This window comes from Enterovibrio norvegicus FF-33 (assembly GCF_000286835.2).
GTDB lineage: Bacteria > Pseudomonadota > Gammaproteobacteria > Enterobacterales > Vibrionaceae > Enterovibrio > Enterovibrio norvegicus_A.
The window spans coordinates 12,784-25,787 of record NZ_AJYD02000011.1 but is presented as its reverse complement, the minus strand read 5'-3'; the positions used below and the strand labels follow the sequence as shown (position 1 = coordinate 25,787).

The following is a 13,004-nucleotide window of genomic DNA, read 5'->3' as shown; positions in this document are numbered from 1 at the left end:
AAAACTATTTATGAAAGCAATCGAGATAGATAACCTGATCAAAGTGTATGGCAAGGACGTTCATGCACTTAAAGGCGTGTCGTTATCGGTACAACAGGGTGATTTTTATGCCCTGCTGGGCCCTAACGGCGCAGGAAAGTCCACCACCATTGGCATTATTAGCTCTTTGGTGAATAAGACGTCCGGCAAAGTGAAAATTTTTGGTTACGACATTGATACTCATCTTGTTGATGCCAAAAGGCAGCTTGGCTTGGTGCCGCAAGAGTTTAATTTCAACCAATACGAAAAAGTTGAACAAATTCTTCTCAACCAAGCGGGATACTACGGCGTTGATCGTGCAGAAGCTAAAGTGCGTTCGAAGAAGTACCTAACACTGCTGGATTTGTGGGAGAAGCGTGATGAACCTTCTCGAACGTTATCTGGTGGCATGAAACGTAGGTTGATGATTGCGCGTGCATTGATGCATGAGCCTAAGCTTCTCATCCTTGATGAACCCACAGCGGGCGTTGATATCGAATTACGTCGATCAATGTGGACGTTTTTGAAGGAAATCAACGAGCAAGGTATCACCATTATCTTGACCACCCATTACCTCGAAGAGGCGGAAATGCTGTGTCGAAACATCGGCATTATTAACCGTGGAGAGTTGGTGGAAGATACGTCGATGAAGGCGCTGCTGAAAAAACTGGATGTGGAAACCTTCGTGTTAGACCTTGCGCCAGACAGTAAGGTGACGAAGTTAGAAAACGTAAAGTGGCAGCAAGTTGATGATCACACGTTGGAAGTGGAAATCCATAAAAACACGGGGTTGAATACGGTGTTTGCACAGTTGTCAGAACAAGGTATCCAAGTGCAATCTATGCGAAACAAAGCGAACCGATTGGAAGAACTCTTCGTGAATTTAGTGCGCAACAGCGAGGGGACTTCTGCATGAACAAAGCCTATTGGGTCGCTTTTAAAAGCTTGCTGATCAAAGAAATTACGCGATACAGCCGCATTTGGGTGCAAACCTTGGTACCCCCCGCCATTACCATGACCTTGTATTTCGTCATCTTCGGTAACCTTATCGGTAGCCGCATCGGTGAGATGGGCGGTTTTAGTTATATGGCGTATATCGTGCCGGGTTTGATCATGATGTCGGTGATCACCAATTCATATTCGAATGTCGCCTCGTCATTCTTTAGCACCAAAATGCAGCGCAACATTGAAGAGCTAATGGTCGCGCCTGTGCCGAATTACATCATTATCGCGGGCTATGTGGGCGGCGGAGTGAGCCGTGGTTTGGCCGTTGGGCTTATCGTGTCGGTTGTATCGATGTTTTTTGTCGATCTGAACATCGCTCATCTTGGCGTGATTGTCGCGACTGTGTTGCTCACGTCGATCTTGTTTTCTCTCGGCGGTTTGATTAACGCGGTGTATGCGAAAACGTTCGATGACATCAGTATCATTCCAACGTTTATCCTGACACCGTTGACCTACCTTGGCGGTGTATTCTATTCGCTGTCCTTATTACCTGAATTCTGGCAGGGCGTGTCTAAGCTAAATCCTATTGTTTACATGGTGAATGCTTTCCGTTATGGCTTCTTGGGCGTGTCAGATGTGAGTATCTATACCTCATTTTCCGTGCTCATTGGGGCGATTGCTGTGCTGTATACCATCGCGTGGTATCTCATTAGTCGAGGTATTGGTTTAAGAAGCTAGTCACCCGAAATCACAACATGAGTTTGCATCAACGGGTGCGTTTGATGCGAAAAAGCAAAAACCGCCTTTCGGCGGTTTTTGTTTATCTCGTGTTTATTCGGTGTTGCGCTTTGCATCACTCTTCGCTGTCATCGCTGATGGGCGGCGCTAAGTCCACACTCAGGTTGTCGATGAGACGCACTTGTCCAAGCATGCACGACGCAAGGATAACCGCTTTGGAAGACTGCTCCACGATAGGCAACAGAGTATGAGCATCACGAATGAAAATGTCATCGGGCTCCAAGCCTGCGGCTCGAAGTTGGTCGTTGCCATCAAGGATCAATTCACTGTAATCGGTGCGACCACCGCGCATTTGGCTGCTCATCCAACGAAGTGTTTTGGCGAGTACGGGCGCACGTTGACGCTCGTCAACCGTCAAGCGAGTGTTTCGACTACTCATTGCCAGACCATCCATTTCACGTACCGTGGGCACGGGAACAATCTCAACCGGCATACACAGGTCGTTGACCATTTTGTTGATCACGGCAAGTTGTTGGTAGTCTTTCTCACCAAAGCAGGCAACATCAGGCTGAACCATGTTAAATAGTTTGCTGACGACCGTCGCGACACCTTTGAAGTGTCCTGGTCGTGATGATCCTTCAAGAATGCTCGAAAGGCCAGGTACATCAACAAATGAGTGTTGTTCCATGCCATTGGGGTACATCATCTCTGGGGATGGTGTAAACACCACTTCTACCCCTTCGCTGTTTAGCTTGGCAACATCTTCATCTAAGGTACGAGGGTAGGCCGCTAAATCGTCTGCTTTGTCGAATTGCATAGGGTTGACGAAAATGCTGACTACCACAATATCGGCGTTTTCACGCGCTCGTCGAACCAAAGTTAGGTGGCCATCGTGAAGATGCCCCATGGTAGGGACGAATGCAATTCGCTGCCCGTCACGACGCCATTGAAGGATCTGATCTCGTAGTGGGGCAATGTCAGCGATCACTTGCATAAATTCAGCATTCCTTAATTAAACGTCTGCTCTGGGCCAGGAAACTCGCCAGTTGCAACTTCTTCGATATATCGCGAAACGGCTTGACGCATGTCGCCTGTGCTCGCGAGGTAGTTTTTTGAAAAGCGCGGAATGTAGTTGGCTGAAATGCCAAACATGTCGTGCATCACCAGAATTTGACCATCGGTCGCGTTGCCCGCACCAATGCCAATCACAGGGACGCGCACGGCGTCAGTGATACGTGCGGCTAAGGCTTTAGGTACGCATTCCAGCAAAATAACTTGTGCACCTGCTTTTTCTAATGCCAAAGCATCTTGTACCATTTGCTCGGCTTTGACTTCGTCACGACCTTGCACTCTGAAACCACCAAAAACATTGACAGATTGAGGTGTTAGACCAAGGTGAGCACACACAGGTACGGCACGCTGAGTCAACATGGTTACGGTCTCGGCAAGCCAAGCACCGCCTTCCAGTTTCACCATATTGGCGCCAGCCTTTATTAATTCGGCGGCATTAGCGCAGGCTTGCTCTGGCGTGGCAAAAGACATGAAAGGCATGTCAGCCATTAGGAGGCAATTTGGGCTTCCTGCACGAACGCTGCGCGTGTGGTAGGCAATTTCATCAACGGATACGGTCAGGGTGTCACTTTTACCCTGCAATACCATACCGAGTGAATCGCCAACAAGCAGGACGGGCATTTCTTGTGCTTCAAAAAGTTGAGCAAAGCTAGCATCATAAGCCGTTGCCGAGGCAAATTTACGTCCCTCTTGCTTCCATGCCATTAAGGTATTTATCGTAATTTTTTTCATATCGTCTCCCAAACCCTGCTTGCTATGGTGTTGATGCTGAGGCTTTTGTGCTTACGCGATAGCAGTCAGACCGTTCTTATCCGTGACGGCGACTAAATCGGCGACAGCACTGCCATCGGGCAGGTGCAAGTCAGGGGCTATTTCGGCGAGAGGGAAAAGCACGAATTCCCGTACTTTCATCCCGTAGTGTGGAACGGTTAACCGTTCACTCTCTAGTTGGACATCACCATAAAGGAGAATATCCAAATCTAGTGTTCGTGGTCCCCAGCGCTCATCTTTGCGCTCTCGACCAAACGCCAACTCAATACGTTGTGTGTGATCAAGAAGATCCAACGGAAGCAGTTTGGTGTCAATAGAAACCACTGCATTCACGTAGTCAGGTTGGTCTGAGGGACCCATCGGCTTACTACTATAGAGCGATGAACAAGCAGTCAGTTGGCTGTCCGGTAGCTGCGACAGTGCTTCAATAGCACACTGCGCTTTTTCTACCGGATTACCCAGATTGCTGCCTATCGCTATGTAAGCTCGGATCATGATTCTTGGGTCGGCTTCCGGCGACGCGGCTTAGCTTTACGACGACGGCGTACTTTCTTGGCCGAGCTGGCTTTGTTCAGCACTTGCACCATGTCGTTACGTCCATCACGGTCAGCTTTTTGGAAGTCATCCCACCACTGCGCCAGTTCTTGCAACTGACCGCCTTCGATTTCACCACGCATCTCAAGGAAATCAAACGCAGCGCGGAACTTGTTTTGTTCCAGTAGCTTGTATGCGCGAGTGCCAGAACGACGGCTCAGGCGAAGCTGAAGTTGCCAGATGTCTCGGATCATGGCGGTAAATCGACGTGGAATAGCAATGCTTTTAACTTGCTCGTCCAGTATGTCGTTTGCCGCGACCATAAAGGCATCGTAGTAACTTAGACCGCTTTCGAAGGCAATTTCTTCCGCGCGAGTTTCTAGCGGGTACCATAGCATCGCGGCAAACATAAAGGCCGGATTGATACGTTGTTCGCTAGCAACACGTTCATCTGTTGATTTCAGCACAAGCTCTATCATTTGCTCGCACTTGCTGTTGCGATCTTCGGTGAAGTGTTCACTCAAGATAGGAAACAGCGGCGTAAATAGATTGAAATCACGCAACAGTTTGTAGGTCTGTGAACCGTAACCAGACTGAAGCAGTTTCAAGCTTTCTTCAAACAGACGCGCAGCGGGAATATCCCGCAACAAATGAGCCAGCGCTGGAATTGGAGCAGCAGTGGCTTCATTCACGGTCATGTCTAGCTTGGCAGCAAAGCGCACGGCGCGAAGCATGCGAACCGGATCTTCACGATAGCGTGTTTCTGGATCGCCAATAAGGCGTATCACGCGGTTGTTAAGGTCTTCAACACCGCCAGCATAATCGCGTATCGAGAAATCGTCGATGTTGTAATACAGGGCATTAACGGTGAAGTCGCGGCGTTCGGCATCTTCATCAATAGAGCCATAGACGTTGTCACGAAGTAGCATGCCATCATTTGATTGACTGGCATTCTTCTCGCCCTTTTCACTTTTTTCACCTTTCTCGCCCTTTTCGCTGCCGTGGTGTCCACGGAACGTTGCCACTTCAATGACATCTCGTCCAAAAAGGATATGAGCAAGGCGGAAGCGACGGCCGACTAAACGGCAGTTACGGAAAAGCTTACGTACCTCTTCCGGGGTCGCATTGGTTGCGATATCGAAGTCTTTTGGTTGCGTATTTAGCATTAAATCACGCACGCCGCCGCCAACAAGATATGCCTCAAAACCCGCTTTATTCAGGCGGTAAAGCACTTTCAGCGCATTTTCGCTGATACCTTTTCTTGATATACCGTGCTCTTGGCGAGGAATAACTTCAAGCTTTAGGTCAGTAACCTCGCGTGTTTTGTTATCGCGATTCAATACCTTACGGCAAAAGCTGGTAACTCGATTAAAGATAACTCACCTCGTATTTGACAGGTCGGTCTATAAAAACGACGGCATATCATATATCACGCCCTCGCATTTTAGAAAGCTGTAATCACTTCCGTGGCAATTGGCAATTTACGGATCTGCCAATTTTCGATGCCCCAAAGTAACAATTCTTCCCTATTCGCACCGTGTAAGTCGACGGGAACGTGATGACCTAAAAAGGCCATTGCCGCTTCCAAGGCTGGGCCTGGATTTGCATTGTCGATTGCGGGTGCGTGGTTTTGTTTAGAAAGCTTATTCCCGTCAGCGTTGAGTGCAAGTGGCAAATGCAAATAACTGACAGGGGATGCGTCGAGTTTCTGATAAAGAGAAACTTGTCTGCCAGTCGGCTCGATCAGATCGGCGCCTCTGACAACTTCGGTCACACCTTGATAAATATCGTCCAAGACAACAGCAAGATTATAAGCGAATAAACCATCACGACGTTTGATTATAAAATCTTCTGTCGCCATGGTGCTATCCATTTGTATGGTGCCATGTTTGATGTCGATGAATTCAGCAACGGGATTATCGATACAAATACGTACGGCGGAATGTTCGCTATTTAAGGTTCTATGGCGACACGTACCGAGGTAAATTCCACCTGAATCCTTGATTTGTCTACGTGTACATTGGCAGAAATAGGCGTTTTCATCATTCAGCCACGTCTCGATTTGAGATTGATAGGCGTCATAGCGTGTGTGTTGATACAACACGGTGTCGTCCCAATGCAAACCGTAGGCATCTAGCGTGTGTAAAATCGCGTCGGCGGAGCCTTTTACTTCACGAGGTGGATCAATGTCTTCTATACGTACTAGCCAATGCCCTTGATTGGCACGTGCTTGCAAGTAACTGCCGAGAGCAGCGACCAGTGATCCAAAATGGAGAGGACCTGAAGGAGAAGGGGCAAAGCGCCCGACGTACTGCATGGTGATTTACCCTACCGTAAAAAGGAAAAAGGGAGCATCCGCTCCCTTTTTGCCATTAATCTCGATGAAGCGGTAGGCTTAGCCTGCCATTTGCTTCTCTTTGATCTCTGCCAAAGTTTTGCAATCGATGCACATATCTGCGGTCGGGCGAGCTTCAAGGCGGCGAACGCCAATCTCTACACCACATGAATCGCAGAAGCCGAAATCGTCGTCTTCCAGACGTTGCAATGTTTTGTCAATTTTCTTGATCAGCTTACGCTCACGGTCACGGTTGCGTAGTTCAAGGCTGAATTCTTCTTCTTGTGCAGCACGGTCTACTGGATCAGGGAAGTTTGCTGCTTCGTCTTGCATATGGTGCACAGTACGGTCAACTTCTTCTCTGAGCTGGTTGCGCCACGCTTGGAGGATTTTACGGAAATGATCTACTTGTAGATCATTCATGTATTCCTCGCCAGCCTTCTCTTGGTAAGGTTCTAACCCAGCCGTAGCCAGGATGCCTAGCGATCTTTTAACTTTGCTTTCTGGCATGTAAGCGTTCTCCTAAATACACCCTGACCTGCTTGGTCAAAAGAGGGCGGTATCTATATCAGAAACCCTATAGTGAGGCAATCTTTGTTTTCGCCTCATGTAATCCCAGTGTGAAGATGTCTACATTTTTTCTCGAAACTGGGAAAACAGGACCCTATTATTTATGCTCATCATCTCTGATGAGAGTGAGGCTTGATAACACAGAATTTCCACACCAAGCGACTCAGCTTCTATAAGTAACTGATTATAGACCGCATCTATATGTTTTGCTGGTGAAACCTTGTCAATGCCAGAGTGAAGCACTGCGAAGAGGAGAACGGCACGTTTTCCTTGTTGCGCCAAGGTTGCTAATTCTCTGAGGTGTTTTTGGCCTCGCGTTGTGACTGTATCGGGAAAATAGCCCTGATCATTGTCTTCGAGTAATGTGACACTTTTCACTTCTATAAAGCAGTCTTCTCGCGTCGGGGATTGCAACAAGACATCGATTCGGCTTTTTTCTTCTCCGTAAGCCACTTCAGTTCGAAGGGTGGGGTAACCTTCAAGTTCTTTTATTGCCCCTTCTTTTATTGCCTCAACAACCAAACGGTTTGCCTGCGCAGTGTTGACGCAAATCATATGGCCCGCTTTTGTTTCAGTCAGCTCCCAACTGTTTGGGTATTTGCGCTTCACGTTATCTGATGTGGAATACCACACTTTGTCGCCCGGAGTCGCACAGCCTGTCATTGCCCCAGTATTAGCACAATGAATAGTACGTTCACTGCCATCGGGCAATTGCACGTCAGCCAGAAAGCGTTTGTAGCGGCGAAGTAGGGTTGCTGATTTTAAAGCGGGTTCAAATTTCATGGACGTCCTTGCTGTGCGAATGAAATACGCATTGTAATCCTGACAGTGCCCTGCGATTGGGGCAGTGAATACAGTGTCTTCGTTTTGGTGGTATCGGAACCCTGCATCTTGAAGTGACTCGGGTATACTCTGCAGGTAATTCTGACACAAAGGCTTTTGATTTGTCACAGCTCCCCATCGATAGCGTCCTTGATGACGTGATATCTGCATTGCACACTTGTTCACATGTGATTTTACAAGCACCACCAGGTGCGGGTAAGTCAACACGCTTGCCGCTGGTACTGCTAGAGCGAGAGGTTTTCGACGGAAAAATTATCCTGCTTGAACCCCGTCGTCTTGCCGCGCGTAATATTGCTCGCTTTCTCGCATCGCAACGCGGAGAGCGAGTCGGCGAAACCGTTGGCTTGCGCGTTCGCGGTGAAACCCGTGTAAGTGACAAAACTCGCATTGAAATTGTCACCGAAGGGGTGCTGACAAAAATGATCCAATCTGACCCTGAGCTTGAGGGTGTCAGCTTGGTGATTTTTGATGAATTCCATGAGCGAAGCTTACACGCTGATTTGGCGCTAGCACTCTCACTGGATGTTCAAGCGGGGCTGCGCGATGACCTGACCTTACTGGTGATGTCTGCCACGCTCGATAGCGACGCGTTAAGTGGGTTGTTACCTGATGCTGCCGTTGTGTCTTCTGAAGGTCGAAGTTTTCCTGTCGAGGCCCGCTATTTCACAATTGCTCGGCAGTATGGTTATGAAAGTGCCGTTGCCAGTGCAATAGCCAAACTCATTAATAAAGAGGAAGGTTCGGCACTGGTCTTCTTGCCGGGTGTGGCAGAAATCAAACGTACTGCCAGTGCGCTGGCTGAAATCGTCCCAAGTCATGTGATGATTTGTCCTTTATATGGGCAGCTTTCCGCCAACGAACAGCAAGACGCGATTGCGCCAGCGCCCAATGGCAAACGTAAAGTGGTACTGGCGACCAATATTGCCGAAACCAGTTTGACCATTGAAGGTATTCGCCTAGTGGTGGATTCAGGCCTAGAGCGCGTTGCGCGGTTTAATCGTAAATCTGGGATCACCAAGCTGGAAACGGTTCAGATTTCTCGCTCATCCGCCATTCAGCGAATGGGGCGAGCAGGGCGATTATCCGAGGGGATTTGCCTTCGTCTATATAGTGAAGATACTTTCCAGCGTATGCGAGCCGTGCCTGATCCTGAAATTGTCACCAGCGATCTGATGCAACTGGTGTTGGAGGTTGTGCTGTGGGGCTGTGGTGCGCAAGATTTGCAATGGCTTGACCTTCCGCCCACGGCACATTGGCAGCAAGCCGTTAAGCTACTTCAGCAATTGGGCGTACTTGATACAAATAGTGCATTGACCGCCAAAGGCAAGAAGGTGGTGGCGTTTGGCACGGACGCACGACTCGGGGCCATGCTCTATACCGCCAACATGTTGGGGGATGACGCTATCTCAACGGCATGTTGGCTAGCTGCTTGGGCAGAAGAGCCACTTCGTGGAAAGACAGAACCTGATTTAAGACTGCAACTTTCCATGATTGCTGCGCAGAAAGGACCGCATCGACAACGGGCTTCTCAGCTTGCGGGCCGTTTGGGGGCAATATTGTCTTCAGACATTAACCCACATATCTTGCCTGTGCTGGCAGCGTCGGCGTGGCCTGACCGTATCGCTAAATCTCGAGGCAACAATGGTCGCTTCTTATTAAGTAACGGCCATGGTGCGCAGATCGATGCCGATCATCCGCTCTCAGGCGAAGAAGCTTTGATCGCCGTTGATCTTATGAGTGTGTCGCAAGGCGATAGCCGTATTTTCACTGCATGCAGAGCTGACTTTTCAACGCTACAAACCCTGCAGCCTTCACTGTTTTCTCAGCGAGAGTGGGTAGACTGGGATGATAAAAAAGGCGCATTGGTCGCGGAAATGCAAATGTGCTGTGGCGAGATTATCCTGTCACGCAAACCCATCACTCAGCGAAACGATGAGATGATGACGCAAGCATTACTGCATGCCATCAAACGAAAAGGCTTAGCGTGTTTGGATTTGCCGAAGAAAACTGAAAGCCTGTTGGTACGTGCACGTTGTGCGCAGGCATGGCAACTGCCGATCACACTGCCTTCACTCGATGAGGAAAGTATGCTTTCTTCGTTGGATGAGTGGCTAGCGCCTTTTATGACGGGCGTGCGCTCAATGAAGGATCTGAAAAAAGTCGATATCTTTAGTGCGCTGGAAGCGTGGTTTGGTTGGGCGACGACCAAAGAGCTGAACCGATTGTTGCCAGAAACGTATCAAGTGCCAACGGGGTTTCGACACGCTATTCGTTATCAACTCGATCAAAAACCAACGCTCGCGGTACGTATGCAGGAAATGTATGGGCAGGCGCAGTCTCCAGCGATTGCTGATGGCAAGGTGACTTTGCTGGTGGAATTACTGAGTCCCGCGCAACGCCCTTTGCAGATCACGCAAGATCTCGCGGGCTTTTGGCAAGGCACATACCGTGACGTGCAAAAAGAAATGAAGGGTAGATACCCGAAACATGTGTGGCCGGACGATCCTGCGAATCATCAGCCGACGACATTAACCAAACGCCATTTTAAACCGGACGCCTGAACCCCACATTCATGACTAAACAGACTCCCAAGAAAACCACGAGCCGCACGCGTAAATCTTCTACGCCCGCGGCCAAGAAGAAAAAAACGCCACCGTCAAAAGGCTGGGGCAAGAAACTGCTGTCTCTGGGCTTTAAGTTAGGGCTGGTGGGTATCGCAGCCCTCGCCATTCTGGGTATTTACCTTGATGGGAAAATTCGCGACCGCTTTGACGGACAGATCTGGCAACTGCCTGCGGTGGTTTATGGACGAATATTACATCTAGCGCCTGGCGATTCGGTGGATATCACCACCTTAAAGCGTGAATTAGACCTGCTCAATTACAATAAAGTGCGTTCACCGACTCGCGCGGGGGAATACTCCGCATCTAAAAACCGCGTCGAAATTATTCGTCGTCCTTTCGAGTTTGAAGATGGGCCTGAGAGTGCACAGCATGTGATGCTAACGTTTGACGCGCAAGGTGTTACCTCTATTAAGCAACTCGATAGCGGCAAACAACGCGGCTATTTGCGCATTGAGCCTAAACTGCTCGGCATGATGGAGTCCAACACTGACGAGCAACGTATCTTCATGCCTCGTGAGCGTTTCCCTGAATTTTTGGTTGATGCTTTGCTCACAACCGAAGACCGTGATTTCTACCACCATGACGGCGTGTCGCCATTAGCCATCGCTCGCGCCATGGTCGTAAACTTGAAAGCAGGACGTACCGTGCAAGGTGGTTCAACCTTGACGCAGCAGTTGGCTAAAAACCTGTTTCTCACCCGTGACCGCACCCTGTGGCGCAAAGTGCAGGAAGCGTACATTGCGATTATTCTCGATTATCGATATAGCAAAGACCGTATTCTGGAAGCCTATCTCAATGAAGTCTATTTAGGTCAAGCGCGTGGGCAGTCGGTACATGGTTTCCCGTTAGGGGCAAGGCTCTATTTCGGTCGTCCGATCGAAGAGCTACGTATTGATCAATTGGCGATGCTGGTGGGCACGGTAAAAGGACCGTCTTACTATAACCCTTGGCGCCACCCTGAACGTGCGCAAGAGCGTCGAGATCTCATCTTACGAATGATGATGGAAAATGGTGTGCTGACTGCCAACCAGTATGCGCAAGCCGCTGCGCGTAAACTCGATGTGCAGAAATCGCCAAGCCTTAATAGCAGGCAGCCCGCTTACTTTGAGCAGCTGACGCGCGAAATTCGTGAGCGAGTCGGGAGTGACTTCAACCCTGAAAGTGGCCTCCGTGTATTCAGTACCTTAGATCCACTGTCACAGTCATTGATTGAAAAGACCGTGGTTAACAAGGTTAAGGCGCTGAAGAAGGTGGCTGGAGAGGAATTGGAAGCCGCCGTTGTCATTGCTGATCGCCAGAGCGGTGAAATCCGCGCCATGGTGGGCGGCAGTCGTCCCGGCTATGCGGGTTTCAACCGTGCACTGAATGGCAGTCGCCAGATTGGTTCGTTGTCCAAACCAGCGGTTTACTTAGCCGCATTGTCCCAGCCTGATAAATATAACCTTGCGACACCACTTGATGACAAGCCTTTGGTGCTCAAAGGCGATCAAGGCAGCGAATGGCGTCCGCGTAATTACGACAGAAAATACCGTGGTCAAGTGCCTTTACTTCAAGCATTAGCGCACTCTTATAACATACCTACCGTTAATCTTGGCTTGGCGTTAGGGCTAGATAAGGTCGTGTCCACCTTTGATGATTTGGGCGTGAACCCAGATCAGATAACCCGCGTACCTTCATTACTGCTAGGTGCATTTACCTTAACGCCGATGGAAGTCACGCAAATGTTCCAAACGCTAGGCAGTGGTGGACGCAAGGCAGAACTGACGGCACTAAGAGCTGTCGTGACCCTAGAAGGCCAAGTGCTTTATCGCAATTGGCCTAAATCAAGCCAAACGCTACCTGAGCAAGCCAGTTGGCTGACCATGTACGCCATGAAGCATGTTGTCAAAGAAGGTACGGCACGATATCTCAATACGTCTCTTGCTTGGGCGTCATTGGCAGGGAAAACGGGGACCACAGATAAAAACCGAGACAGCTGGTACGTCGGTATTGATGGGCGCGAAGTGGTGACGGTATGGTTGGGGAGAGATGACAATAAGCCGACGAAACTCACCGGCTCTTCGGGTGCATTGCGTGTTTACACCGATTACATCACGGCGAGACAGCCAAAAAAGCTCATTTTGAATTGGCCTTCAGAAGTCACTAGCGTGCCGTATCAAGTACAGGAGGGACAATACGTGACGAATTGCTTTAGCAAACAGAAATTACCAATGTGGGATCCGAAAGGATACTGGCGCAAGCGTTGTGATAAACCGGACCCGGTGGGTTGGTTTAATAGTTTGTTTGATTGAGGCTTTAAACTACGAATAACAGACCCTAGGAAAGGAAAGTCCTAGGGTTTGGTAAGCGAAGATATTCAAAATCCAGATACGAAAAAGCCTCGTCAATGACGAGGCTTTCGTAAAGATGGTGCCGGCTACCGGAGTCGAACTGGTGACCTACTGATTACAAGTCAGTTGCTCTACCAACTGAGCTAAGCCGGCACACAAACTTTGGAAACGTTGCTTCTTCGTGAAGACCATTTCCTCGTAACCGCTAGTAGCGATTACTAAAAG

Annotated in this window: 11 protein-coding genes and 1 tRNA gene; 4 read left to right on the top strand and 8 right to left on the bottom strand. The window is 49.2% G+C overall.

Features of this window, described 5'->3' with window-relative positions; translation table 11 throughout:
- Positions 1 to 10 precede the first annotated feature (10 nt).
- Both A1OO_RS01720 and A1OO_RS01715 read left to right on the top strand, forming a co-directional pair.
- Entirely contained in the window at positions 11 to 934 is a 924-nt protein-coding gene (locus A1OO_RS01720) for an ABC transporter ATP-binding protein (protein WP_016960710.1), read from the top strand.
- Positions 931 to 1,701 (top strand): ABC transporter permease, encoded by a 771-nt coding sequence (locus tag A1OO_RS01715; RefSeq protein ID WP_016960709.1) that lies wholly within the window; start codon positions 931 to 933, stop codon positions 1,699 to 1,701. Before A1OO_RS01720 ends, A1OO_RS01715 begins: the two co-directional genes overlap by 4 nt.
- A 115-nt stretch (positions 1,702 to 1,816) precedes the next feature.
- Here the strand turns inward: A1OO_RS01715 and panC are convergent, their stop codons facing one another.
- The 7 genes from panC to sfsA all read right to left on the bottom strand — a co-directional run bounded on the left by panC (position 1,817) and on the right by sfsA (position 7,765).
- Complete coding sequence (gene panC, locus A1OO_RS01710) at positions 1,817 to 2,695, bottom strand: pantoate--beta-alanine ligase (RefSeq protein WP_016960707.1); 879 nt, start codon at positions 2,693 to 2,695, stop codon at positions 1,817 to 1,819.
- Positions 2,696 to 2,709: 14 nt separating this feature from the next.
- Complete coding sequence (gene panB, locus A1OO_RS01705; RefSeq protein ID WP_016960706.1) at positions 2,710 to 3,504, bottom strand: 3-methyl-2-oxobutanoate hydroxymethyltransferase; 795 nt, start codon at positions 3,502 to 3,504, stop codon at positions 2,710 to 2,712.
- Between the two features lie 51 nt (positions 3,505 to 3,555).
- On the bottom strand, positions 3,556 to 4,038 hold the full coding sequence (gene folK, locus A1OO_RS01700; RefSeq protein WP_016960705.1) for a 2-amino-4-hydroxy-6-hydroxymethyldihydropteridine diphosphokinase: 483 nt from the start codon (positions 4,036 to 4,038) through the stop codon (positions 3,556 to 3,558).
- Positions 4,035 to 5,453 (bottom strand): polynucleotide adenylyltransferase PcnB, encoded by a 1,419-nt coding sequence (gene pcnB, locus A1OO_RS01695; protein ID WP_083248027.1) that lies wholly within the window; start codon positions 5,451 to 5,453, stop codon positions 4,035 to 4,037. The genes folK and pcnB overlap by 4 nt, the downstream gene beginning before the upstream one ends.
- 68 nt (positions 5,454 to 5,521) lie before the next feature.
- Positions 5,522 to 6,394 (bottom strand): tRNA glutamyl-Q(34) synthetase GluQRS, encoded by an 873-nt coding sequence (gene gluQRS, locus A1OO_RS01690; RefSeq protein WP_017005066.1) that lies wholly within the window; start codon positions 6,392 to 6,394, stop codon positions 5,522 to 5,524.
- A gap of 78 nt (positions 6,395 to 6,472) precedes the next feature.
- Positions 6,473 to 6,922 carry an RNA polymerase-binding protein DksA gene (dksA, locus tag A1OO_RS01685; RefSeq protein WP_016960702.1) on the bottom strand — a complete coding sequence of 150 codons (450 nt, stop codon included), beginning with the start codon at positions 6,920 to 6,922 and terminating at the stop codon, positions 6,473 to 6,475.
- 120 nt (positions 6,923 to 7,042) lie between these two features.
- Positions 7,043 to 7,765, bottom strand: a complete 723-nt coding sequence (gene sfsA / locus A1OO_RS01680) for a DNA/RNA nuclease SfsA (protein ID WP_016960701.1) — start codon at positions 7,763 to 7,765, stop codon at positions 7,043 to 7,045.
- Between the two features lie 161 nt (positions 7,766 to 7,926).
- Here sfsA and hrpB point away from each other — a divergent pair, with 161 nt between their 5' ends.
- A complete protein-coding gene (hrpB, locus tag A1OO_RS01675; RefSeq protein WP_016960700.1) occupies positions 7,927 to 10,386 on the top strand; it encodes an ATP-dependent helicase HrpB in 2,460 nt (819 codons plus the stop codon).
- 11 nt (positions 10,387 to 10,397) lie between these two features.
- Positions 10,398 to 12,740: a penicillin-binding protein 1B gene (gene mrcB / locus A1OO_RS01670; protein WP_017005065.1), complete on the top strand. Its 2,343-nt coding sequence runs from the start codon at positions 10,398 to 10,400 to the stop codon at positions 12,738 to 12,740.
- A gap of 116 nt (positions 12,741 to 12,856) precedes the next feature.
- Here the strand turns inward: mrcB and A1OO_RS01665 are convergent.
- Positions 12,857 to 12,932 (bottom strand) — tRNA-Thr (locus A1OO_RS01665).
- Positions 12,933 to 13,004: the final 72 nt, after the last annotated feature.